At 73.1% G+C, this 23,388-nt stretch carries 23 protein-coding genes; 8 read left to right on the forward strand and 15 right to left on the reverse strand.

Translation table 11 applies throughout. The features are described from left to right. Positions 1 to 165 precede the first annotated feature (165 nt). Together H9640_RS07805 and H9640_RS07810 are read left to right on the forward strand one after the other, a co-directional pair. Complete coding sequence (locus tag H9640_RS07805) at positions 166 to 1,116, forward strand: SPFH domain-containing protein (RefSeq protein WP_191790151.1); 951 nt, start codon at positions 166 to 168, stop codon at positions 1,114 to 1,116. Continuing rightward, positions 1,113 to 1,466 (forward strand): hypothetical protein, encoded by a 354-nt coding sequence (locus H9640_RS07810; RefSeq protein ID WP_225226863.1) that lies wholly within the window; start codon positions 1,113 to 1,115, stop codon positions 1,464 to 1,466. Before H9640_RS07805 ends, H9640_RS07810 begins: the two co-directional genes overlap by 4 nt. 132 nt (positions 1,467 to 1,598) lie before the next feature. Here the strand turns inward: H9640_RS07810 and H9640_RS07815 are convergent, their stop codons facing one another. From H9640_RS07815 to H9640_RS07825, 3 genes are all read right to left on the reverse strand, one after another. Then, on the reverse strand, positions 1,599 to 4,250 hold the full coding sequence (locus tag H9640_RS07815; RefSeq protein WP_191790152.1) for a heavy metal translocating P-type ATPase: 2,652 nt from the start codon (positions 4,248 to 4,250) through the stop codon (positions 1,599 to 1,601). Positions 4,251 to 4,426: 176 nt separating this feature from the next. Continuing rightward, positions 4,427 to 4,795 (reverse strand): heavy-metal-associated domain-containing protein, encoded by a 369-nt coding sequence (locus H9640_RS07820; protein ID WP_191790153.1) that lies wholly within the window; start codon positions 4,793 to 4,795, stop codon positions 4,427 to 4,429. A gap of 26 nt (positions 4,796 to 4,821) precedes the next feature. Beyond that, positions 4,822 to 5,163, reverse strand: coding sequence for a metal-sensitive transcriptional regulator (locus tag H9640_RS07825; protein ID WP_191790154.1), 342 nt, complete (start codon positions 5,161 to 5,163; stop codon positions 4,822 to 4,824). 224 nt (positions 5,164 to 5,387) lie between these two features. Between H9640_RS07825 and H9640_RS07830 the strand changes: the two genes are divergently transcribed. Continuing rightward, positions 5,388 to 5,975 carry an HdeD family acid-resistance protein gene (locus H9640_RS07830; RefSeq protein WP_191790155.1) on the forward strand — a complete coding sequence of 196 codons (588 nt, stop codon included), beginning with the start codon at positions 5,388 to 5,390 and terminating at the stop codon, positions 5,973 to 5,975. Between the two features lie 131 nt (positions 5,976 to 6,106). On the opposite strand, the gene hemL is transcribed toward H9640_RS07830, so the two are convergent. The 6 genes from hemL to hemE all read right to left on the reverse strand — a co-directional run bounded on the left by hemL (position 6,107) and on the right by hemE (position 13,511). Beyond that, positions 6,107 to 7,489: a glutamate-1-semialdehyde 2,1-aminomutase gene (gene hemL, locus H9640_RS07835; RefSeq protein WP_191790288.1), complete on the reverse strand. Its 1,383-nt coding sequence runs from the start codon at positions 7,487 to 7,489 to the stop codon at positions 6,107 to 6,109. Between the two features lie 5 nt (positions 7,490 to 7,494). Further along, positions 7,495 to 8,457: a porphobilinogen synthase gene (gene hemB, locus H9640_RS07840; RefSeq protein ID WP_404821892.1), complete on the reverse strand. Its 963-nt coding sequence runs from the start codon at positions 8,455 to 8,457 to the stop codon at positions 7,495 to 7,497. Positions 8,458 to 8,489: 32 nt separating this feature from the next. Continuing rightward, complete coding sequence (locus H9640_RS07845; RefSeq protein WP_191790157.1) at positions 8,490 to 9,470, reverse strand: uroporphyrinogen-III synthase; 981 nt, start codon at positions 9,468 to 9,470, stop codon at positions 8,490 to 8,492. Continuing rightward, a complete protein-coding gene (hemC, locus tag H9640_RS07850; protein ID WP_318243703.1) occupies positions 9,470 to 10,654 on the reverse strand; it encodes a hydroxymethylbilane synthase in 1,185 nt (394 codons plus the stop codon). The genes H9640_RS07845 and hemC overlap by 1 nt, the downstream gene beginning before the upstream one ends. A 163-nt stretch (positions 10,655 to 10,817) precedes the next feature. Beyond that, positions 10,818 to 12,347: a protoporphyrinogen/coproporphyrinogen oxidase gene (locus H9640_RS07855; protein ID WP_191790159.1), complete on the reverse strand. Its 1,530-nt coding sequence runs from the start codon at positions 12,345 to 12,347 to the stop codon at positions 10,818 to 10,820. Positions 12,348 to 12,401: 54 nt separating this feature from the next. After that, complete coding sequence (gene hemE / locus H9640_RS07860; protein ID WP_191790160.1) at positions 12,402 to 13,511, reverse strand: uroporphyrinogen decarboxylase; 1,110 nt, start codon at positions 13,509 to 13,511, stop codon at positions 12,402 to 12,404. A 49-nt stretch (positions 13,512 to 13,560) separates the two neighbouring features. Here hemE and H9640_RS07865 point away from each other — a divergent pair, with 49 nt between their 5' ends. Further along, positions 13,561 to 14,976 carry a glutamyl-tRNA reductase gene (locus tag H9640_RS07865; RefSeq protein WP_191790161.1) on the forward strand — a complete coding sequence of 472 codons (1,416 nt, stop codon included), beginning with the start codon at positions 13,561 to 13,563 and terminating at the stop codon, positions 14,974 to 14,976. A gap of 244 nt (positions 14,977 to 15,220) precedes the next feature. Here H9640_RS07865 and H9640_RS07870 read toward each other — a convergent pair whose 3' ends face one another. Continuing rightward, on the reverse strand, positions 15,221 to 15,649 hold the full coding sequence (locus H9640_RS07870; protein WP_318243704.1) for an NUDIX hydrolase: 429 nt from the start codon (positions 15,647 to 15,649) through the stop codon (positions 15,221 to 15,223). A gap of 257 nt (positions 15,650 to 15,906) precedes the next feature. Between H9640_RS07870 and H9640_RS07875 the strand changes: the two genes are divergently transcribed. The 3 genes from H9640_RS07875 to H9640_RS07885 are packed head-to-tail and all read left to right on the forward strand — an operon-like array spanning position 15,907 to position 18,675. Beyond that, positions 15,907 to 17,124 (forward strand): SHOCT domain-containing protein, encoded by a 1,218-nt coding sequence (locus tag H9640_RS07875; protein WP_191790162.1) that lies wholly within the window; start codon positions 15,907 to 15,909, stop codon positions 17,122 to 17,124. A 4-nt stretch (positions 17,125 to 17,128) separates the two neighbouring features. Then, the gene (locus H9640_RS07880; RefSeq protein WP_225226865.1) at positions 17,129 to 18,406 is read left to right on the forward strand and encodes a TFIIB-type zinc ribbon-containing protein; all 1,278 of its coding nucleotides are present in this window, start codon (positions 17,129 to 17,131) and stop codon (positions 18,404 to 18,406) included. Beyond that, a complete protein-coding gene (locus H9640_RS07885; RefSeq protein ID WP_191790163.1) occupies positions 18,406 to 18,675 on the forward strand; it encodes a growth/differentiation factor in 270 nt (89 codons plus the stop codon). Before H9640_RS07880 ends, H9640_RS07885 begins: the two co-directional genes overlap by 1 nt. An 84-nt stretch (positions 18,676 to 18,759) precedes the next feature. Here the strand turns inward: H9640_RS07885 and H9640_RS07890 are convergent, their stop codons facing one another. The 5 genes from H9640_RS07890 to H9640_RS07910 are packed head-to-tail and all read right to left on the reverse strand — an operon-like array spanning position 18,760 to position 22,305. Continuing rightward, positions 18,760 to 19,410, reverse strand: a complete 651-nt coding sequence (locus H9640_RS07890) for a hypothetical protein (protein WP_191790164.1) — start codon at positions 19,408 to 19,410, stop codon at positions 18,760 to 18,762. 52 nt (positions 19,411 to 19,462) lie between these two features. Continuing rightward, a complete protein-coding gene (locus H9640_RS07895; RefSeq protein WP_191790165.1) occupies positions 19,463 to 19,864 on the reverse strand; it encodes a hypothetical protein in 402 nt (133 codons plus the stop codon). Continuing rightward, positions 19,861 to 20,346 (reverse strand): hypothetical protein, encoded by a 486-nt coding sequence (locus tag H9640_RS07900; protein ID WP_138822270.1) that lies wholly within the window; start codon positions 20,344 to 20,346, stop codon positions 19,861 to 19,863. The genes H9640_RS07895 and H9640_RS07900 overlap by 4 nt, the downstream gene beginning before the upstream one ends. Further along, positions 20,343 to 22,013, reverse strand: coding sequence for a hypothetical protein (locus tag H9640_RS07905; protein ID WP_191790166.1), 1,671 nt, complete (start codon positions 22,011 to 22,013; stop codon positions 20,343 to 20,345). Before H9640_RS07905 ends, H9640_RS07900 begins: the two co-directional genes overlap by 4 nt. Before the next feature lies 1 nt (position 22,014). Further along, a complete protein-coding gene (locus H9640_RS07910; RefSeq protein ID WP_191790167.1) occupies positions 22,015 to 22,305 on the reverse strand; it encodes a hypothetical protein in 291 nt (96 codons plus the stop codon). A 146-nt stretch (positions 22,306 to 22,451) separates the two neighbouring features. Between H9640_RS07910 and H9640_RS07915 the strand changes: the two genes are divergently transcribed. Further along, on the forward strand, positions 22,452 to 23,375 hold the full coding sequence (locus tag H9640_RS07915) for a Ppx/GppA phosphatase family protein (protein WP_191790168.1): 924 nt from the start codon (positions 22,452 to 22,454) through the stop codon (positions 23,373 to 23,375). Positions 23,376 to 23,388 lie beyond the last annotated feature (13 nt).

Genomic DNA, 23,388 nt, shown 5'->3' on the forward strand with positions numbered 1-23,388 from the left:
GTGAATCCCGTGATTCGCGACGCCCACCGCATGCTCGGGCAGCGGCAACCGCATGTTCGGCGCCGACGGCGCTGCGCACCTCGATTCCGTCCGCCGCGTTTAATGTGATATCACTTTGATAGACGCGGGGCGCCCGGCACCCGTCAGCGACGAGAGGAACACGTCATGAGCGACACCACCGTCCCCCCGCAGGAGTCCCTGGGCGGAGAGCCGAGCGGACGCCCCGTCGGGCACGACGGCACCCGCGTGGACGTCACCGAGCAGCCCGCGTGGTCGCTCGGCGCCGGCGGAGGTGGCCTCGCGATCCTCCTCGTCCTCGCCCTTCTCGGCGGGTCGGTCCCCCTGTTCATGAGCAGCACCCCGGTCGGCACCCTGCTCGGCGTGGTCGCGATCGTGCTCGGTCTCCTCGTGCTCACCGCCGTCAAGGTCATCAACCCGGGCCAGACGCTCGTCGTCCAGTTCTTCGGCCGGTACCTCGGGACGATCCGCCGTACCGGGCTCGTCGCCACCGTGCCGCTCTCGACGCGCAAGCGCGTGTCCGTCCGCGTCCGCAACTTCGAGACGAGCGAGCTCAAGGTCAACGACGCCGACGGCAACCCGATCAACATCGCGGCGATCGTCGTGTGGCAGGTGGCCGACACCGCGAAGGCGAGCTTCGCCGTCGAGGACTACACCGACTTCGTCCGCGTCCAGGCCGAGTCGGCGCTGCGTCACGTGGCCATGTCCCACCCGTACGACGACGCCGAGGCCGGCGAGCAGTCGCTGCGCGGCGCGACGGAGGTCGTGTCGGCGGAGATCGCCGCGGAGGTCGCCGCACGTGTCGTGGTGGCGGGCGTCGAGGTCATCGAGGCCCGCATCTCCAACCTCGCGTACGCCCCCGAGATCGCGCAGGCCATGCTGCAGCGCCAGCAGGCCGGGGCGATCATCGCGGCCCGGTCGAGGATCGTCGAGGGTGCCGTGTCCATGGTCGAGGACGCGCTCCAGCGCCTCGAGGCCGAGTCGATCGTCACGCTCGACGACGAGCGCCGCGCCGCCATGGTGTCGAACCTCCTCGTCGTGCTGTGCAGCGACAGCCGCGCGACCCCCGTCGTCAACGCCGGGTCGCTCTACTCGTGACCCCCGAGGTCCCGGCACCCGCCCCCGGCGGGTCGCCGGGGGGCGGCGCGCAGGGGCCCGACGGCGGAGCGGACGCCGGGCGTGAGGCTGCGCCGCGCGTGGGTGGGCCCGACGGCGGTGCGGACGCCGGGCGTGAGGGTGCGCCGCGACGCCCCCGGACCGACCGGAAGCAGGTCCTGCTGCGCCTCGACCCGGCGGTTCACGACGCGCTCGCGCGCTGGGCGTCGGACGAGCTGCGGAGCGTCAACGCGCAGATCGACATGGTGCTGCGCCGGGCACTCGACGCCGAGGGGCGGCTCCCACGAGACGTGCGTCCGCCGCGCCGCCCGGGCCGCCCGTCGGCGGACTGACCGGCACTCGCTGCCGAGCAGAGTGCCGAGAACGAGGTTGAGGTCGCCATCCTCACGATGACGACCTCAACCTCGTTCTCGGCAGCCGGGGGCAGCCGGGGGCAGCCGGGGGCAGCCGGGGGGCAGCCGGGTTCAGCCCGCTCGGCGCAGGCGCAGCGAGTTGCCGACGACCAGGACCGAGCTCATCGCCATCGCGGCCCCCGCGATCATCGGGTTGAGCAGCCCGGCGGCGGCGAGCGGGATCGCGGCCACGTTGTAGGCGAAGGCCCAGAACAGGTTCTGCTTGATGACGCGCAGCGTCTGGCGGGAGAGCCGGATCGCCGTCGCGGTCGCGCGCAGGTCGCCGCGGACCAGCGTGATGTCGCTCGCCTCGATCGCGACGTCGGTGCCCGTGCCCATGGCCAGGCCGAGGTCGGCCCCGGCGAGCGCGGCGGCGTCGTTCACGCCGTCCCCGACCATCGCGACGACCCGACCTTCGGCGCGCAGGCGTGCGACGACGTCGACCTTGTCCTGCGGCAGGACCTGCGCGATCACGTCCTCCTCCGCGATGCCGACCTGCCGGGCGGCGACCCGCGCCGCGCCCGCGTTGTCGCCCGTGAGGAGGATCGGACGCAGGCCCAGCGCGCGGAGCTCGGCCACGGCCTGGGCCGAGGTCTCCTTGACGGGGTCGCGCAGGACGAGGACGCCCTGGGCGGTTCCGTTCCAGGCGACGACGACGGCGGTCGCGCCCGTGGCCTCGGCCTCGTCGAACGCGCGGCGCAGGTCGGTCCCCGTGTCGTCAGTGCGGGTGTGACCCTGAGGCCTCGCCGCTTCTGACACGTCGAACGCGACGCCCTGCTCGGCGAGCCACGACGGGCGCCCGACCAGGACCCGCTGCGCGTTGAGCGCGCCTGCGGGGGACAGGCCCGAGTGCGCGGTGCGGACCAGGCCGCTCACGCCGCCGCCAGGAGAGCTCACGAAGTCGAAGACCTGCGCGGAACCGATGACGACACCGTCGGCGCCGGTCTCGACGGGCGCACCGGACGGGGTGTCGTCGACGCTCCCTGAGACTCGCGTCGCAGCAGATGCGATCGCCTGCGCGATCGGGTGCTCGCTCAGCCCCTCCACCGCGCCGGCGAGGCGCAGGGCGTGGCGGGCGGCGGCGTCGGGCGCCTCGCTCGACGAGCCTGCTGCGGCCCTCGCCGCGTCCGAGGACAGGTCGAGCGTGCCCTCGCGGGTGACCACGCGCTCGAGGGCCATACGGCCCTGCGTCACGGTGCCGGTCTTGTCGAGCACGATCACCTCGACACGGCGCGTGGACTCGAGGACCTCGGGGCCCTTGATGAGGATGCCGAGCTGGGCGCCACGCCCCGTGCCGACGAGCAGGGCGGTCGGCGTCGCGAGGCCCAGGGCGCACGGGCACGCGATGATCAGCACGGCCACGGCGGCCGTGAACGCGAACTGCGTGCTCGCCCCCGCCAGCAGCCAGCCCCCCAGGGTGAGCACGGCCAGGACCAGGACGATCGGCACGAACACCGCCGAGATCCGGTCCGCGAGGCGCTGCACGGGGGCCTTGCCCGTCTGCGCCTGGCTCACGAGGCGACCGATCTGCGCGAGCGTCGTCTCCTCGCCCACGCGCGTCGCGCGGACGAGCAGGTGGCCCGAGGTGTTGACGGTCGCGCCCGTGACGTCGTCGCCGGGCGTCACGTCGACGGGCACGGGCTCGCCCGTCAGGAGCGAGGTGTCGACGGCGGAGGCGCCCTCGACCACGACGCCGTCGGTCGCGACCTTCTCGCCCGGGCGGACCGTGAACAGGTCGCCCTCGCGCAGGGCCGCGACGGGCACGCGCTCGGTCACGCGCTGGCCGTCGGGACCGGTCGTGACGCGCTCGGCGTCCTTGGCGCCCATCGCGAGCAGGGAGCGCAGCGCGTCGCCGGCCTTGCGGCGCGAGCGGTGCTCGGACCAGCGGCCCGCGAGGAGGAACGTCGTGACGACGGCCGCGACCTCGAAGTAGAGCTCGGGCATGGAGCCGTGCGCGCGCGAGGGCAGCAGAGAGACCGACATGCGCATGCCGATCTCGCCCGCGCCGCCCAGCAGCAGGGCCCACAGGGACCACAGGGTCGCGGCGACCACGCCGATCGACACGAGCGTGTCCATGGTCGAGGCGCCGTGGCGGGCCGCGCGGAAGGCGGCGGTGTGGAAGGGCCACGCACCCCACGTGACGACGGGCAGCGCGAGGGCCGTGACGACCCACTGCCAGCCCGGGAACTGCAGGGCAGGGACCATCGACAGCAGCACGACCGGCAGCGTGAGGACCGCGGCGACCTTGAGGCGGCGCCCGAGGTCGGCGCCGCGGTCGCGCGTGGGGGCCGAGGTGTCGGTCGCGGTGGGCGCGGTCCCGGCCGCCGCCGGGTCGTCGGAAGCCGGGTCGTCCGAAGCCGGGTCGTCCGAACCAGCGTGAGCCGGGGTGCTCGCTGGTTCTGACACGACGGGGACAGGTTCGGGCGCAGGCGCCGCCCCGACCGCGGGTACCGCCCCGACCGCAGGCGCTGCCGCGCGACGCCCCGTGACCCGCGCCTGGTAGCCGGCCTTCTCGACGGCAGCGACGAGCTCGGCGTCCGTCACGCCCTCGGGGAGCACGACGTGCGCGCTCTCGAGCGGCAGGTTCACGGTGGCCTCGACGCCGTCGACGCGGTTGAGCCGCTTCTCGACGCGCGCGACGCACGACGCGCACGTCATGCCCTCGATCGCGAGGTCGACCTCGACGAGCGTCGGGCCGGCGGTCAGGCCGGTGGGGGTGGTCATCGGTGCTCCTCGACAGTGTGGTGCGTCCGGCGGGTCTCGCCGGGTGGGGTGCTCCGTCGCGGCCCGCGGCCCGCGGCCCGCGGTCGGCGGGCGGTGGGTGCGGTCCGAGCGGTGCCCGACGACCGAGCGGCGGCCGGGAGTCCGGCCGGTGCTCCGTCGTCGGGCGGGTCGAGCGGTCAGGCCTGCGGGACCTGGAGGTCGTACGTCTTCTGGGCGGGCGCGGCGTCCGCGGCGGAGTCCGTGCCGCAGCCGCAGCCGCAGTTGTGGGCCTTGCGGTCGGCGGCCTGCTCGGCCGACTGCGCGGCCTGGGCGTCGAGCTGGACGTCGTAGCTCACGACCTCGTAGCCGGCCTCGTCGACGGCCTCGCGCAGCGCGGCCTCGTCGAGCGGGTCGTCCGAGAAGACGGTGACCTCGGAGGCGCCGCCGACGTTCAGGTCGACGCTGATGTTCTCCACGCCGGGGACGGCGCCCACGTCCTTGGTGACGTGCGAGACGCAGTTGCCACAGGTCATGCCGGTGACGCCGAGGGTGGTGACGGTGCTCATGGTGCTCCTTGGGGAGGGGTGGGGTGTCAGCTGCGGACGAGACGGGCGATGGCGTCGGACGCCTCGCGGACCTTGGCGGCGCCCTCGGCCTCGGAGGACCGGGCGGCGTCGACGACGCAGTGGCCGAGGTGGTCCTCGACGAGTCCGATGGACACCGCCTGGAGGGCCTTGGTCACCGCGGAGACCTGGGTGAGGATGTCGATGCAGTAGACGTCCTCGTCGATCATGCGGGCGATGCCGCGGACCTGGCCCTCGATGCGGCGCATGCGCTTGAGGTAGGCCTCCTTGTCGGAGGCGTACCCGTGGGGGCCGGTGTGGGCGGGGGCAGGGCCCGGCTCGACCGGGCGCTGGGTGGTCGTGTCGCTCATGCTGGGCCTCCGTGTCACTCGCTCGGATACCCCTACTGGGTACCAACCCTCCAAGGTACCCCGGCGGGGTATCGCCTTGTCAAGGGGGCGAGGGTCCCTCCGCGACGAATGCGCGGTTCGCCACGACATGCGGCCGTTTCGGGTGTTCGATGAGAGTCGAACAGCCCGCACGGACGGTGCTCCAGCGTTCCTGGCGGGACACGACACGACGTCAGGAGCCCGCCATGACCACGCAGGACCCGATCCTCACCGCCTTCTCCACCACCGCCAAGCAGGTCTGGTACTGGCCAGTGATCCGCGGCGTCGTCGCGATCCTCTTCGGCATCGTCGCGCTCGTGTGGCCCGAGATCACGGCCGTCGTCTTCATCTGGATCGTCGCGATCTTCACGCTCGTCGACGGCCTGTTCGAGATCGTCGAGGGTATCCGCCGCCGAGGGACCGGCGGCACGGCGGCCCTGGTCACGATCGGCCTCGTGAGCGTCGCGGTCGGCATCGTGCTGCTGGTGTGGCCCGGCAAGACCGCCGAGGTCCTCGTGTGGATCATCGGTCTGTGGGCCGTCGTCCTGGGCATCTTCCAGACGATCGCGAGCGTCGAGCTCCGCAAGGTCCCCGGCAGCGGCTGGGGCTGGGGAGTCTTCGCGGGTCTGCTGTCCCTCGTCTTCGGTGTCCTGGTCCTGTTCAACGTGGGCGCAGGCGTCGTGTCGATCGTGTGGATCCTCGCGATCGTCGCCCTGGTCTGGGGCGTCGCGCTCATCGCGTTCGGCTTCCAGATCCGCAGCCTGGGCAAGAAGGTCGGCCAGATCAGCTACTGACCGAGCCGGAGCCGCCTGCCGAGCCGTTCACGACGGCGAGGTCGGGCGTGAGGTGAGCGGCGCCGTCGGGCACGGAGGAAGGTGCCCGACGGCGCAGCTCACCCCGCCGGGCACCTCGCCCCGTGCGAGGTCTAGCGCTGGGCGCGTGCCGCAGCCCTCGCCCCGGCCGGGAGCGCGGCGAGGATGCGCTCGACCGCGTCGTCGTCGTGCGCGGACGACACGAACCACGCCTCGAAGACCGACGGCGGCAGGTTGACCCCCGCGTCCAGCATCGCGTGGAAGAACGCCTTGTAGCGGAACACGTCCTGCGCCTGGGCCTGCGCGTAGGTACGCACCCCGGCCGCGGCGGCGAAGTCGCCGAACATGATCGAGAACAGGTTCCCCGAGCGCTGCAGGGCGTGCGGGACCCCCTCGGCGGCGAGGGCCGCGCTCGCGGCGTCCCCCACGACCTGGGCGACGTGGTCGACGCGGGCGTACACGGCGTCGTCGGCCAGGCGCAGCGTCGCGAGGCCCGCCGCGACCGCGACCGGGTTACCGGACAGGGTGCCTGCCTGGTAGACCGGGCCGAGCGGCGCGAGCTGGTCCATGATCGCGGCCGGACCACCCAGGGCCGCGACGGGCATGCCACCGCCGACGACCTTGCCGAACGTGAACAGGTCGGGCGTGTACGAGGGCTGCTCGCCCGCGGTCACGCCCGCCGCTGCACCCGACTCCAGGCCCCACCAGCCGCTCGGCCCCACGCGGAAGCCCGTGAGGACCTCGTCGAGGATCAGCAGGGCGCCGTGCTCGGCCGTGATGCGGCGCAGGCCCTCGTTGAAGCCCGGGCCGGGCGGCACGATGCCCATGTTCGCCGGTGCCGCCTCGGTGATGACCGCGGCGATCTCCGAGCCGCGCTCGGTGAACGCACGCTCGACGGCCTCGAGGTCGTTGTACGGCAGGACCAGGGTCTCGGCCGCGCTGGCCTCGGTCACGCCGGCCGACCCGGGCAGGGCGAGCGTCGCGACGCCCGAGCCCGCCTCGGCGAGCAGCGCGTCGACGTGCCCGTGGTAGCAGCCGGCGAACTTCACCAGCAGGTTGCGACCCGTGACGCCGCGCGCCAGGCGCACCGCGGTCATGGTCGCCTCGGTGCCCGTCGAGACGAGACGCACGCGCTCGGCCGCGGGGACCCGGCGGCGGACCTCCTCCGCGAGGTCGACCTCGCCGAGCGTCGGGGCGCCGAACGACAGGCCGCGCGCGGCGGCGTCCTGCACGGCCGCGACGACCGCGGGGTGAGCGTGCCCCAGGAGCGCGGGACCCCATGAGCACACGAGGTCGACGTACTCGCGGCCCGTCACGTCGGTGACGTACGCGCCGCGCGCGCTCGCGATGAAGCGCGGGTCGCCCCCGACCGAGCCGTAGGCCCGCACGGGCGAGTTCACGCCGCCCGGGATCGCGCCCTGGGCGCGCACGAACGCCTCGTGGTTGTCGTGGAGGGTGGTCGCGCGCAGCGGCGAACCGGTCGGGTGGATGGTCATCGGTGTCACCGAATCCATTCTGCGATCTCGAGGGCCCAGTAGGTCAGGACGATGTCGGCGCCCGCGCGCTTGATGCCGAGCACGGACTCCAGGACGGCGCCGCGCCGGTCGATCCAGCCGTTCGCGGCGGCCGCCTCGATCATCGCGTACTCGCCCGACACCTGGTACGCCGCCACGGGGACGTCGCTGCGCTCGGCCACGGCCGCGAGCACGTCGAGGTACGAGCCCGCGGGCTTGACCATGACCATGTCGGCGCCCTCGGCCAGGTCCAGGTCCGCTTCGCGCAGGCCCTCGCGGAAGTTCGCCGAGTCCATCTGGTAGGTGCGGCGGTCGCCCTGGAGCGTCGAGTCGACGGCCTCGCGGAACGGCCCGTAGAACGCGCTCGCGTACTTGGCGCTGTACGCCAGGATGCTCACGCCCGTGTGCCCGGCGTCGTCGAGGGCCTCGCGGATCACGGCGACCTGGCCGTCCATCATGCCCGACGGCGCCACGACCTCCGCGCCCGCCTCGGCCTGGGTGAGTGCCATCGACGCGTAGCGGACGAGGGTCGCGTCGTTGTCGACGATCACGTCGCCGTCCGGGCCCGGCGAGAGGACGCCGCAGTGCCCGTGGTCGGTGAACTCGTCGAGGCACAGGTCGGCCATGACGACGGGGGCGGGACGGCCCGTGCCCGCGGCGGCGTCCCGAGCGGCGTCGCGTGCGATGCGGATCGCACGGTTGAGGATGCCGTCGGGGGCGTCCGCCTGCGAGCCGGTCGCGTCGCGGTGCGCGGGGATGCCGAACAGCATGACGCCGCCCAGCCCGGCCGCGGTCGCCTGCGCGACGGCGCCGGCGAGGCTCTCCTCGGTGTGCTGCACGATGCCGGGCATGGACCCGAGCGGCTTGGGCTCGGTCAGGCCCTCCTTGACGAACAGGGGGAGGACCAGGTCGGCGGCGTGCAGCCGGGTCTCGGCGACGAGCCGGCGCATCTGCGGGGTCGAGCGCAGGCGGCGGGGACGGATCACGGGTGGTTCCTGCCTTCTGTCGGGGATGAGTCGTCAGGACGAGGTTCTGACGGGTGGGCGGCGACGCGCAGCACGGCCTCCGCCAGGGAGTCGTCGGTCGCCTGGGCGGCCACGGCGTCGATCCGCAGCCCGACGGCGTGCGCGGCCTCCGCCGTCGGCTCGCCGATCGCGACGCCCGCGACGTGCGGGTCCGCACCGAGCTGGGTCGCGACCTCGCGCGCGACGCTGCCCGACGTCAGCACGACCACGTCGACCTCGCCCGCGCGCCACGCGTCCGCGACCTCCGGGGAGAGCGTGTGCGCGACCGTCCGGTACGCGGTCACGACGTGCGGGACCCAGCCGCGGTCACGCAGGCCGTCGGCCATGGTGGGCTTCGCGAGGTCGCCCTGCGGGAGCAGGACGTCCCGCGTCGCGTCGGCGGCCGGGTGGTCGAACGTGGTCCGGGCCTCGGGCCCGTGGTCGGGAGCCTCGGTGAGCGCGTCGAACGCCGCGAGCAGCCCGCGCGCCGAGTTCACGCCCGCCTCGAGATCCACGTGGACCCCCGCGGCCTCGAGCGCTCGCCGAGTCGCGGGCCCGACCGCGGCCCACCTCGTGCCAGAACCAGCGCGTGCTCCGGTCCTCGCTCGTCCTGACAGCTCGGCGAGCGTGCGGCCCCGGCGTGCGGCGCTCGCGATCAGCTCGTCGATCGCGTTGACGCTCGTGACCACGACCCACGCGAAGCCCGCGAGGTCTGCCACGGCGGCGTCCATCGCCGCGGTGTCCTCGATGGGGGCACGCTCGATCGCGGGGCTCACGAGGACGGTCGCGCCCTGAGCGCGCAGCCGCGCCGCGAGGGGAGCGGCACGCTCGGGGGAGCGCGGCAGGAGGACGGTGGTCCCGGTCAGCGGCCCGGAGGTCGCGGTGTTCGCGGCGGCCGGGGCCGGGCCTGCTGGCGGCAGGGCGCGACCGCGCTGCGGGTCGCGCAGTCGGCCTGGCATCAGCGCCGCTCCGAGCGCACGGGGGCGTCGGTGCCGCCGACCGTGGGCTCGTCGTCCGAGCCGTGGGCGTCGTCCGAGGGCGCGGTGCCAGGGGCCCAGAGCGCAGGCGCCTCGGCCTGGGGGAGCGAGCCACCTCCTGGCCCGGTCGCGCGCAGCGGCGCGAGCTCGGCGGCTCCGGCGGCCAGCAGCGCGTCGGCGACCTGGACCCCGAGCCCCCTCGCGAGCGCGTCGGTGACGTCGCGCCCCTCGGCGGACGGACCCCCCGCGCCAGCGGCCCTGCCTGCGACGCCCGCAGGTGACGGCAGCGCGACCCGTGCCGAGTGCGTGAGGACCTGCCCGCCGTCGAGCCGGGCGACGACGGCCGAGAGCCGGATCTCGTCGTCCTCGACCACGGCGTGCGCTCCGACGGGCGCCGCGCAGCCCGCTTCGAGGCGTGCGAGGAGAGCGCGTTCGGCGAGCACCGCGAGGCGGGTCGGGAGGTGGTCGAGGCCGGCGACGACGTCGGCGAGGTCGAGCGGACGGTCCGTGGCGCCGTCGGGCCGGAGGTCGAACGAGGACAGCGGCGAGAGGTCCGCGGTCCGGACCTCGACGCCCAGCGCCCCCTGGCCGGGGGCCGGCGCCATGACCCGCACGTCGATGACCTCGGAGACCGCGTCGAGGCGGCCGAGGCGCGAGAGCCCGGCGTAGGCGAGGACGACCGCGTCGAGGTCGGCGTCGGGGCCGAGCGCCCGTGCGAGACGCGTGTCGACGTTGCCGCGGATGTCGAGCACGTCGAGGTCGGGGCGCACCGCGAGGAGCTGGGCCGCGCGGCGGGGCGAGCCCGTGCCGACCTTGGCGCCGCGGGGAAGGGACTCCAGCGTCCAGCCGTTGCGTGCGCACAGCACGTCGCGCGGGTTCTCCCGCTCGGGCGTCACGAGGGTCAGGCCCTCGGCCGCGCCGGTCGGGAGGTCCTTGAGGGAGTGCACGGCGACGTCGCAGCGGCCGTCAAGCAGAGCCTCGCGCAGCGCGGTCACGAACACCCCGGTGCCGCCCATCTGGGCGAGCGAGCCGGTGCGGACGTCACCCTCGGTGCGGACGCGCACGATCTCGACCGGCCGTCCGGTCAGGGTCTCGATGCGCCTGGCGACCAGACCCGTCTGGGTCGTCGCGAGGGCGCTGCCACGGGTTCCGACACGAATGCTCACGCTTCCAGTGTCCTCTGCCGGGCGGTGATGTCGAAATGCGCACCAACCCGTCCGGTGCGGATTTCCGGGGAATTGTCCACCGAGTGACATCGACCTGACATGAAGTCATGACAAAGAGACGAATTGTCAGCACGTCGGGAAATGTCGCCGACGCGACAAATGCTCAGAGCTGCTCGGCGGACTCCTGCGCGTGCCCCACGATCGCCGCGAGCCCCGTGCCCGCGATCCAGCCTCCCGTGACCCCCAGGCCGTCGACGTGCGACACCCGCTCCACGAACGCCGCGACCTCGCGCCGGTACACGGGCGTGGGCGGCGGGAGCGACCCGTTCCACCGCGTCGACAGGTGCTCGCGCACCTTGCCCTCCAGGTCCACGCCCAGCAGCACCGACGCGTCGCGGACCACCTGGTCGACGGTCGGCTCGACCGTCTCCCCGATGCGCCCGTAGCTCAGGCGCACCACGTGGTTCCCCGGCCCGACGGCGTCCGCCACCCGGGCCGCCAGCCACGGCCACTTCGCGGTCGAGTGGGTCAGGGCCTTGGCCTGGACCGGGTCGTGCGCGCCCGCCCGGTGGTTCTCGTCGCGCGTCGACCACGTGCGCGGCTTCGGAGCGACCAGGAGGCCGCTCCCGCGCGGGGCCGCGTCGAGCGCGGGGGCCTCGAGCAGCAGCGTCACGAGCCGGATGTCGGCGCCCGGCTCGGGGTCCGGGACCGGGTCGGCCGTGCGGCCCGCAAGCGGGGACACGAGGTCCACGACCGCGGGGGTCGTCACGAGCAGACGCGGGGCACGGAACGTCTCCGGGCCGCTGGGGGTCTCGACCTGGACGTTCCAGCCCCCGCCCACGGCGCGGCTCAGGTCCACCACCTCGTGGCGCGTGAGCAGCACCCCGGCAGGGCCGGTGCTCCCGGCCGGTGCGGCGCCGTCGGGCCCCTCGCTCGTCACGGCGAGCACGAGCTCCTCGACCAGGCGGTGCATGCCGCCCTCGATGCCGCGCACCGCCGAGCCGGCCGGCGCCTGCGCGCGCATCGCCGCGACCGCGCGCGTCAGCGAACCCTCCCGGGCGTACGCCTCGCGCAGGCCCGGGGCGACCGCGTCGACGTCGAGCCGCTCGAGCGGAGCCGAGTGCACCCCCGCGGCGACCGGGGCCACGAGGCGCTCCGCGACACGGCGCCCCAGGCGCGAGCGCGCGAACGTCTCGAGGTTCTCCTCGTCGACCCAGCGGCGCGGCTTGACCCGGTCCAGCCCGGCCCGCAGTGCACCGGGCCAACCCACCGCGCGCCGCACGTCCGCCGCGAACGGGTGGGCCGGGATGCCCATGATCCCGGCCTTCGGCAGCGGGAACGCGCGGCTCGCGGCGTAACCCCACGCGCTGAGCGGAGCGGGCTCGACGACCGTCAGACCCAGGACGGTGACCAGGTCGCCCACCGCGGAGCCGCGCGCCGCGAACGACTCGGCTCCCACGTCGACGGACAGGCCGGTCGAGCCGAGCTTGTCGCCGTGCACGGGCCCGCCCGGGCGGTCGGCCGCCTCCAGGACGAGGACCCGCAGGCCGCGACGGCGCAGGGTGCGCGCAGCGGTCAGACCGGCGATGCCGGCGCCGACGACCACGGCGTCGAACGAGCCGTGAGACGAGGCGTCGGACGTGGCGTCGGACGACGGGGAAGGGCCGGACGATCCATCAGCAACGGGGTGCACACGTCAAGTGTGCCCCCGCTGCGAGGGTGTGTCAGACCGTGCGTGACCCCGAGGTCACGCAGGTTCTGACACGTTCCGGACGGAATGGACCAGCTCGACCACGCGGGTCAGGACCGTCGGGTCCGTCTCGGGCGGCACGCCGTGACCGAGGTTCACGACGTGCCCCGGAGCCGCGCTGCCACGACGCAGCACGTCGCGCACGTGCGCCTCGAGCACGGGCCACGGCGCCGCGAGCAGCGCCGGGTCGATGTTGCCCTGGACCGGCACGTACCCGCCGAGCGTGGCCGCGGCCTCGTCGAGCGGCGTGCGGTAGTCGACACCCACGGTCGGGTGCGTCACGCCCGCCTCCGTGAGCGAGTCACGCATGGCGCCCAACAGGTGCCCCGTGCCCGTCCCGAAGTGGATCGCGGGCACCCCCAGGTCGCTGACCTGGGACAACGCGACCGTGCTCCCCGGCTTGGCGCCCGCGAGGTAGTCCTCCAGGGACAGGCTCCCGGCCCACGAGTCGAACAGCTGGGCCGCGCTGGCCCCCGCGAGGACCTGAGCGCGCAGGAACGCGCCCGTGATCTGCGCCGTCCACGCCGTGAGCCGCGCCCACGACTCGGGGTCCGCGTGCATGAGGGTGCGCGCCGCGAGGTGGTCGCGCGACGGCCGCCCCTCGACCAGGTACGCCGCGAGCGTGAACGGCGCCCCCGCGAAACCGATGAGAGGAGTCGACCCGAGCGCCGCGACCGTGAGCGCGACCGCCTCCGTCACCGGGGCGAGCGACTCCGGGGTGAGCTCGTGCTCCACGAGGCGCGCGACGTCGTCGGGTGTCCGGTATGCCTGGCCCATGACCGGGCCCACGCCCGGGACGATGTCCACCTCGACCCCCGCGAGCTTGAGCGGGATCACGATGTCCGAGAAGAAGATCCCCGCGTCCACGCCGTGCCGGCGCACCGGCTGGAGCGTGATCTCGCTCGCCATGTCGGGGCGCAGGCACGAGTCCAGCATCCCGATGCCCTGGCGCAGCTCGCGGTACTCGGGCAGCGACCTCCCGGCCTGTCGCATGAACCACACGGGGGTGGTCTCCGGCCGCTCGCCGCGCAATGCGCGCACGAGCGGAGAATTCGTCGTCCGACCGTCGACGAGAGGGTGGTTGTCGGAAAGCGCGGTGAACGTCACAAGAACCGATTCTGCCTTGTGCCCGACGCGGTGATTGAATCGGAGCACTGTGGTTCTCCTGTCGATGACTGCAAGTCACCACGAGCTGGACATGTCCACCCTCGAGCTCCTGTCCACCGGAGCCGGGTCGGTCGGACGGGCAGCCGTCGCGACCTGCGAAGCGATCACCGGTGCCGTCGTCGTCTCGACGTGCAACCGGTTCGAGGTGTACCTGGACGTCGAGTCGCCTGTCGACGGCTGGGGCGTGCAGCACGCGTCGCACGAGGTCGCGCGCCTGGTCGCCGCGGCGTCGGGCGTCAGCGAGGACGTCGCGGTCCGCGCGTTCTCGACCCGCACCGGGCCCGACGTCGCCGCCCACCTCTTCGAGGTCGCCGCGGGCCTCGACTCGATGGTCGTGGGCGAGCGGGAGATCGCCGGGCAGGTCAAGCGCGCCCTGGAGGAAGCACGCGAGGGCGGCGTGACCTCGTCCACGCTCGAGCTCCTCTTCCAGACCGCGTCGCGGACCTCCAAGAAGATCAGCAACGAGACGACGCTCGGGGGCAACGGCCGGTCCGTCGTGTCCCTCGGGCTCGACCTCGCGAGCGCCGAGCTGCCGCCGTGGCGCCAGGTCCGCGCCGTGCTCATCGGCACCGGGTCCTACGCCGGGGCGTCGCTCGCGGCGCTGCGGGCCCGCGGCTGCGACGACGTGCGCGTGTACTCGGGTTCGGGGCGCGCCGAGCAGTTCGCGGCCGACCGCGGCGTCGCCGCCGTGACCGACCTCGTGGCGGCCCTCGAGGACGCCGACCTCGTCGTGTCGTGCAGCGGTGCGCGGGGACGGGCGCTGGCTGGTGCTGGTGCTGGTGCTGGTGCGCCGACGGTGACCGGGGTGGGTGGCGAGGGTGACGTGCTGGGCCACGTGCTCGACGCCGCCGCGGTCGTCCGCGCCCGGTCCCGCGCCGCGGAGGCCGCCGGCGACGAGGCGCCGCACCGGCCCATGGTCGTCCTCGACCTGGCCCTTCACCGCGACGTGGACCCGCGGGTCGCGGACCTCGACGGCGTCCTGCTCTACGACCTGGCCTCCCTCAAGGCGCACTCACCCGCCCTGGGGTCGCTCGTCGTCGGGCAGGCGCGGACGATCGTGGACCGTGCGACGCAGGACTTCGAGGAGACCCGCCTGGGGCGCGCGGCCGACACGGCCGTGGTCGCGCTGCTCGACGACGCCGACCGGCGCATCGCGGCCGAGGTCGCCGAACGTGTGGCCGAGCGTCGTGCCGCGGGCGGCGAGGTCGACGATGCAGACACCGAGGCGCTCGCCCGCTCCGTCCGGCGACGCGTGCACGCCGAGCTGCACGACGCGATCGTCGCGGCACGGGCGTCGGCGCTGGCCGCGGCCCGCGAGGAGGCCTCGGCCGTGGTGGCCGACGCCGAGGCGGCGATCCTGGGTGCCGACGTGTCGGGCCGCGACGAGGTGTGCGCCGGCCGCTGAGCCGACCTCTCGGTGCCGAACATGCGGTCGGCGTCGCGATCGGGCCGGATCCGGACGCTGACCGCATGCTCGGCGAACGGCAACCGCATGTTCGCCGCAGGCCCGCTCGACTGGCCCGCTCGACTGGCCGGCCCGGCCCGCCCGCTCGGCCGGCCCGCTCGGCCGGCCTGCTCGACTGGCCGGCTCGGCCGGCCTGCTCGACTGGCCGGCTCGGCCGGCCTGCTCGACTGGCCGGCCCGCAGGGTCAGGCCGCGAGCTCGCCGGTCGCCGCCAGGCGCTCCAGGACGATCCGGCCCGCGGGCGGCACCCGGTGCGCGTCCTGCGCACCGACCCAGGTGAGCTCGCCGACCTCGGCACGGGGTGCCGGCTCGGGGGACCCGGGCAGCGGCTCGGCGTAGAGGCAGTGCATGTGCACGAGCCGCCCGCCGAGGCCGTGACCGGGCGCCTCGGCGACGAACCCGGACCGCACCGTGGCCGGGTCGAGCAGCACGCCGAGCTCCTCCTCGATCTCCCGGACCAGGGCCTGCTCGTCGCTCTCGCCGGGATCGATCTTTCCGCCCGGCATGAAGAACAGGTCGTTGTCCCGGCTGCGGACGACGAGCAGCCGACCGTCCACGACGTGGATCCAGCCGACGGTCTTCAGGGGTTCTGCGAGGGGGGAGGGGGAGGTCACGGGGAACATCCTGTCATCCGGCGCGTCACCGTCGGCGGGCTGGTCGGTCACCCGTCGGCGGTCGGGTACGTCACCGTCGGCGGTCCCGTGCGTCACCCTTCGACCGCAGCACGGGACGAGTGGTCCCGTATCCACGCGATCGTTCCGTTCCGGGGCAGAACTCCGATACTGTGCGGGTCGCGGGCGGGCCCCCACGGCCCGACGCGACGAACACAGGTCACGCGCGGCGCCGTCCGCCCGATCGGACGGAGAGCTCGATGGGATTCATCAAGGCCTTTGCTGGTGCCCTCGGAGGCACGCTCGCGGACCAGTGGAAGGACTTCCTGACGCCGCCGACGAACCTCGCGCCGACCGCCGCGCTCTTCCCGGCCGTCGCGCAGGGGCGCAACGCCGGGCGCGGGGCGAACACCAAGGGCTCGGCGAACATCATCACCAACGGGAGCCGCTTCGTCGTCCCCGAGGGCTACGGGCTCCTGACCTTCCAGGACGGTGCCCTCACGGGCTTCGTGGCCGAGCCGGGCGGGTACCTGTACACGTCCGACGACCAGAACTCCCAGTCGATCTTCGCCGACAACGGCTTCCTGAGCCCCCTGATCACGACGTCGTGGGAGCGGTTCAAGTTCGGCGGGCAGCCCGGGTCGCAGCAGCTCGGCTTCTACGTGAACCTCAAGGAGCTGCCGAACAACAGGTTCGGCACGCAGTCCGAGATCTACTGGGACGACGCCTACCTCGGCGCCCAGGTCGGCGCGATCACGCGCGGCACGTACTCCCTGCGCATCGTCGACCCGATCCTCTTCGTCAAGCAGTTCGTGCCGCTCACGTACCTCGGGGCGAGCGCGAAGGTCTTCGACTTCTCCGACCTCGACAACGACGCCGCGAGCCAGCTCTTCACCGAGGTCGTCGGCTCGCTCGCGGCGGCCTTCTCGAGCTACACCAACGACCCCGACAAGGGGAACCGGATCACCCGGATCCAGAGCGACTCGGTCGGCTTTGCGCTGTCCTTGGCGGGGGCCGTCGAGGAGGGCTACCAGTGGACGTCCTACCGCGGACTGTCGATCGTCAAGGTCGCCCTCGCCGCGATCGAGTACGACGACGACACGCGCGCGCTGCTGAGTGACGTCAAGAAGGCCGACGCGCTCGCAGGGGCCCGTGGGAACTCGTTCCTGCAGCAGGCCGCCGCGCGCGGCATCCAGGCCGCGGGGGAGAACCCGGGCGGCGCCGCGAACATGGCGATCCTCGGCATGGGGATGAACGCCGCCGGCGGCGCCATGTCCGGTCTGCAGCAGCCCGTCGTGCCGGTCCAGCAGGTCCCGGTCCAGCAGGCGGCGGCGCCGGCCGCGCCCGCCCCGGCCGCGCCCGCCCCGGCCGCGGAGGACCCGGTCGCGAAGCTCACCCAGTTCAAGTCGTTGCTCGACCAGGGCCTCATCACCCAGGCCGACTACGACGCCGCCAAGGCCAAGATCCTCGGGTTCTGAGGCCATGACCGTTCACGAGCCGCAGTCGGCTCCCGTCCCCGAGGGCCCGCCCCCGCCGGGAGCCGGCCCGACGACGAACGCCGGGCCTCCGTCGGCTGGCGGCCCGACCGTCGTGCGGACCGACACCGGCGCGACCGACGGCCTCGTCAAGTGCATCCGGTGCGGCGCGACCGAGATCGCGTACGACGTCGCCAAGGCGACGCTGCGGTGCGGTTTCTGTCGCTACGAGTGGGTGAGCACGGTGACGCTCGCCGACCTCGGGCTCGACGGGAACATCGGCGGGCTCGAGGGCGTCGTCCTGGGCTCGGGCAGCGCCGACATCGTGCCGTCCGCCGAGGAGATCCTGACGTTCCGCTGCGCGGGCTGCGGGGCCGACGTCGTCGTCGACACCGCGCACGGCACCCAGGCCCGCTGCCACTGGTGCCGCAACGTCCTGTCGGTGAACCAGCAGGTCCCCAACGGGGCCGTGCCCGACGTCCTGCTGCCGTTCCGCCTCCCCCAGGAGGACGCGGTCGTGGGCATCCGGCAGTTCGTCGGCCGACGCCAGTTCTACGCGCACCCCCGGTTCCGGGCGGAGTTCAGCCCGGAGAACGTCGTCGGCGTCTACCTTCCGTACCTCGTCGCGGACCTCAATGCGAAGGCGCGCCTCGAGGGGCAGGGGGAGCACCTCGTGCGCAGGTACACCGTGACCGTCCGGGGCTCCGACGGCAAGGACACGACGGAGACGCGCTACGACTACGACCTGTACGACGTCGTGCGCGAGTTCGACCTGCACGTCGACGACCTCACGATCGAGTCCTCGGCCGACCGGCGAGACCACGGCGGCAAGGCCCGGACGAACAACGTCATCAACACGATCCTGCCGTTCGACGTCGAGAACGCCGTGCGCTACGACTCGAACTACCTGTCGGGGTTCACGGCCGAGCGCCGCGACAGCGACGTCGAGGACCTGCGCGATCCCGCGTTCGCGCAGGCGAAGGAGATCGCCCGGTTCCGGGCGCGCGACATGATCGAGTTCTACGACCGTGGCGTCCGGTGGGACCGCGAACGGCTCGACGTCGTCGGGCAGCGCTGGGTCGCGGCCTACCTGCCCGTGTGGTTGTACTCGTACCACGAGGTCCGCAAGAACGGGTCGTCGCTGCTGCACTACGTCGCGGTCAACGGCCGCACGGGCGAGACCATGGGGTCTGTCCCGGTCAACCACCGCCGCCTGCTGGCGGTGTCCGTCGTCGTCGAGGCCGTGGCGGCCGTCGCGGCACTCTTCGTCATGATCGGGTTCTGATGCACGCGCTCGCCCTGGACGCGCTCACCGTCGCCTCCTCCTCCGGGGAGGAGGAGGCCGTGAAGGCCGTCGTCGTGGTGGTGCTGCTGCTCGCAGGGCCGCTGTTCTACTGGTTCACGTGGGCGCGGTACCGCAACACGGGCAAGCGGCACGACCACCGCCGCGAAACCAAGTCCGTCACGCTCGACGAGCGCGGGTCGGATGCGCACGTCAGGCGCGTCACCGGGCGGTCGAACAGCTCGATGAACGACGCCAACCACCTGACGTAGACGCCGCCACCAGCCGCTCCGGCGGCACCGGCGGCTCGTGCGACGGGGAGGGCCAGCCCCGGCGATGCCGGCGCGCGGCTGGTGTCACTCCCAGGAGCTGACGCGCACGATCTGGTCGAAGAGCCCCGTGAGCGGTTCCTCGAGCTCGCCGGCCGGAGTGCTGAAGGCCACGAGGACGAACCGCTTGGTGCCGGGGACCGTCATCCAGTACTCGACGGCGACCGTCGGGAGGGTCTCGTCGCTGTCCGGGTCGACGAGGACGTGCCTGCGCGTCCGCCGGGCGACCTCGGAGGGACCCGCCGTGAAGCGGTGAAGCGCCCCGGCCCCGCCCGGGGTGAGGTCCGCGAGGCCGCGTTCGAGGATCGCCATGGTCGCGGTCGCGCTCGTGCCGACCGCGGGAGTGAGCTGCTGCGCGGGGAGCGAGACCATCGCGGTCACGGGGATCGGCGCCCCCGGGACGATCGACAGGGCCACGTGGAACGCCTGTCCATCCCCGTCGATGGCGTCGTCGAGCGCTCCCAGGACGCGCCGTTCGAGCTCGATCCTCAGGGCGGCACGGTCGTCGGCGGGGCCCACCGTGGCGGCGACCAGGCGTCGCACCGAGGCGCGCGCCTCGGTGCGGTCGTGCAACGGGACCTGCCACCAGTTCCCCGGCAGGCGCAGGCGAAGCCGCGGGAGGGGAGCGGGCACAAGAGGCTCCTGCGGGGCGGACGGGCCGGTCGTCGCGGCGCTCATCGTGGGTCTGCCTCGTCTCGGGTCGTGGTGCGGACGCTCAGCGCGTGGTGGGTCACGGGGCCACCTGGGATCCGTAGCGTTGCGCGAGTTCGTGTGTGGGAACGGACAGGGTGAACCTGTAGGCGTCGTTCTCGAGTCCGAGGGACGTGTCGAGTGCTCTGCCTTCGAGCCGGATGCTGAGGTTGTTGACGAAAACGTCGGTGCTGTATCGCACCATGGCGTCCTCGACGCCGGGGGCGTTGTCGATGATGGCTTCCCGGATCTTCTCGGCGTCCTTCTCGGAGGAGCCTGAACACCCGGTCAGGAGCAGGAGCGCGGCGAGGACGACACCGGTCGTGGTGCGACGCTGCTGGTCACGACGGACGTCGCTGCGACCGGTGCCATGGATGAGATGTGCGTGACCTGGACGAACACTGCGAGGCAGGCTTGGGCGGCTTGACTGGTTGACGCTCACGAGCCGTCCCGTGGCCCGAAGCGCTCGGTCAGTTCTTCCGTTGAGACAGTCAGGACGTCCCAGGACACGTCGGAGTAGAGGCCTAGCGCCTCGTCGACTCCTCGGCCGTTCAAGGTGACGGCAGATGGATCTCCGATGCGGTCGCCTTCGGCGAAGGGGACGACGCTGACACGGATGCGGATGTTCGAGGGTTCTGAGGGTGAGGTGTTCCAGGCCTGTTCAAGGGTTTCGACGATGGCGGTGGTCAGGGCTTCGTCGTCTGTGCTGCTTGTCGTGGGCATGGAGAGCTGGATGCTGAGGTTGTTGGTGAAGATGTCGGTGTTGTAGCGCACGATGGCGTCCTCGACGCCGGGGGCGTTGTCGAGGATGGCTTCGCGGATCTTCTCTGCGTCCTTCTCGGAGGAGCCCGAGCAGCCGGTCAGGAGCAGGAGTGCGGCAAGGGCGACACCGGTCGCGGTGCGACGCCGAGGGGAGAAAGTCACTGTTCGCTTCCTTCGTAGGTGTAGTAGGTCTCGGTGTCGGCGAAGAACATCGCCTGGTCCGCCCTGATGGCCTCGAAGGTCGACTGGGTGGCGGACGGGACGTAGCCGCCATCGTGGAGCGACCCGTTGGAGAGATGCTCGGCAGTGATGGAGTACTTCGCGGCGTCGTGGCGACCTGCGTCGAAGAACGGGCTGGATGCAGGTGCGGTGGGTCCCGCCCACGTGTCCGTCTCTACTGTGGCCCAGTTGTCGTGCGGTGGGGGCGGTGCCATCCCGTCCAGTCGGTGAACCGGGTCGCCCCGGTGCTGGAGCGAGACGACAGAGACGTCCGAGGGGATGCCCATGGCGTCGATCGGCGCTCCCGCTACGACGATGGCCTCGATGTTGTACGGGAGGTCCGGATCAGCGGCGAACTTGCCGGCCAGGATGCCGCCCTGGCTGAAGCCGACCATCATGACGTGGTCCTCCGGCCCGATACCGGCCTTCTCCATGGCCTGCAGCACCATGCGCTCGTACGCGGCCTTCTGGTCAGGAGCCAGCATGAGGGTCAGGTTGGACCCCAGGTCGTTCGCGGCCCCCGTGTCGCTGCCCAGCTCCCAGTCCTGCGTGCTGGGCGGGATCACCCGCCAGATGGGCAGGCCGTCTGGCCCAGTCCCGACTCTGACGATCTGAACGACCGTCGTGTCGGCTTCGCCGAGTTCGTCCACGGTCGCGGCGTCCTCGAAGGCTCGGTAGTACGGGTCGTTCGTGGGCGACTTCGCCGTCGCCCCCGTGAGCCGCATCTCCGGCGTCGGCTTGCCCACCTCGGTCTGCAGCACGGGCACGAGGATCGGCGCGAGCCCCTTGAGGAAGAGCATCGTGGCGCCGATCCCGGCGTCGAGGACCTGGTCCCAGGTCATCACCCCGAACAGGACCGAGAGCGAGTACAGGACGAACGCGGTCACCAGGACGGTGAGGGCGAGGACGACGATCACCAGGTCGGACAGCCACTGCAGCACCTGCTCCAGGACGCTGTCTATCCACGTGTCGATCATCGCGAGGAAGTCCCCGACGGGGGCGAAGAACGCCCCGACCTTGTCCCCGAAGCTGTCGTTGAGCTGGTCGAGGACGGGCTGGATCGCGTCGGCGGCGCGGCGGGCCGCGAGGTCCTTCGTCTCCTCGGCCTCCGCGAAGCTGTGGAGCGCGATGTCGAGAGAGCCCTCGTGCTCCTGGATCTGGAGGGTGAGCCCGCGAAGGGCGTCGTACAGGGCGTCCACGACGTGTGCGGGGGCGCCGGACGCCGTTGCGTCGCGAAGGTCCGACTCGGCCTCGTCGCGCTTCGTGTACAGGGGCCACAGGTGGGTGCGGGCGTCCTCGATGACGACGAGCGAGGCGTCGGCCTGTGCCTGGGAGTCGCGGAGCACGACCGCGTACTCCTTCATCGCGTGCGCGGTGGTCTCGTAGCGGGGGACGGTCGCGTCGATGTCGTCGGCGAGGTCGAGGGCCCGGTCGTCGAGGGCGTCCGCCGCCCGACCGAAGGACTCGCTGCGGTCGGCGAGGTCGGCGAGCCCGCGGCTCACCGCCCGGATCTGTTCCGCGACCGACAGGTAGCGGTCCGCTGCCAGGGCGAGCGTGTCGGGCTCTCCTGTGAGCGGCGGCATGAGGTGGACGGCCGAGGCGTGGACCATGTCAGAGCTCCACGGTGCGCAGCTGGGCGGCCATGGCGGCGTCGACCTCGTGGAACGTGTCGCACACCGCTTGCGTCAGGTCGGCGACGGCCTGGATCTCCTCGCCGAGCTGCTCGCGTCGCACGTTCCACGCGCTCGCGAAGTCGCCGATCGCGCCGCTCAGGTGCCAGTGTCCTGCGGCGTCGGCGAGGCCACGGTTGAACTCCTCGGCGGCGAGGAACTCCTCGCGCAGCCTGCGCAGGAGGGTCGCGGTGTCCGCCATGGCGGCGAGGTCGAGCTGGATGTCGGGCATGCCTACTTCGTCTCTCGGGGCTGGACGGCGGGCCACACCCTAGCGGACGGGGCGTAGGCGTCGACAGGGAGAGAACTCCCCATGTGGGGCGGCAGCCGCGGTGCGGGCTCCCGCGTGCCCCAGGCGGGGGCGGTTACCGTGGGCGGATGCGACTGGGAGTGCTCGACATCGGTTCCAACACGGTCCACATGCTCGTCGTGGACGCCGAGCGGGGCGCGCGTCCGGACCCGGCGGCGTCGGGCAGGTCCGTGGTCCGCCTCATGCGGTACCTCCAGCCCGACGGCTCGATCTCGGCCGAGGGGGTCGACGCCCTCCTGGAGGCGGCCGACAAGGCTGCGGCCTTGGCCCGCGAGTACGAGGTCGAGGAGTCGTTGGCGCTCGCCACGTCGGCGCTGCGGGAGGCGAGCAACGGCGCCGAGGTGCTGGCCGCGATCGAGGAGCGCGTGGGCGTGCCGATCGAGGTCCTCTCTGGGCCCGAGGAAGCGCGCCTGACGTTCCTCGCCGCGCGCCGCTGGCACGGCTGGGCGTCGGGTCGGCTCATGGTGCTCGACATCGGTGGGGGCTCGCTCGAGATCGCGTCGGGCCTCGACGAGGAGCCGGACGTCGCGGTCTCGGTGCCGCTCGGCGCCGGACGGATGACGATCGAGTTCCTGCCGGACGACCCGCCCTCGGCCAAGCAGGTCGCCGCGCTCCGGGCTCATGTCCGGGAGGTGCTGGCCGGGGCGCTCGGCGAGGTCAAGCGGCTGCCGCGCCCGGACCACGTGGTCGCGACGTCCAAGACGTTCCGGTCGCTCGCGCGGCTCGCGGGCATGAAGGTCGCGGTCGTCGGGCCGGAGGAGCGGTGGCGCATGGAGCGCTCGCAGCTCTCCGACTGGGTTCCGCGCCTCGCGCGCATCCCCGCCACGGGCCGCACCGAGCTGCCGGGCATCACGGCCGAGAGGACGTACCAGATCGTGGCCGGAGGCGTCGTCGCGGAGGAGACCATGAAGGCGCTCAAGGTCGCCGAGGTCGAGATCTGCCCGTGGGCTCTGCGCGAGGGCGCGATCCTGCGCCGCCTCGACCAGATCTGACCCCACCGCGGCG

It is taken from the genome of Oerskovia gallyi (genome assembly GCF_014836745.1).
GTDB lineage: Bacteria > Actinomycetota > Actinomycetes > Actinomycetales > Cellulomonadaceae > Oerskovia > Oerskovia paurometabola.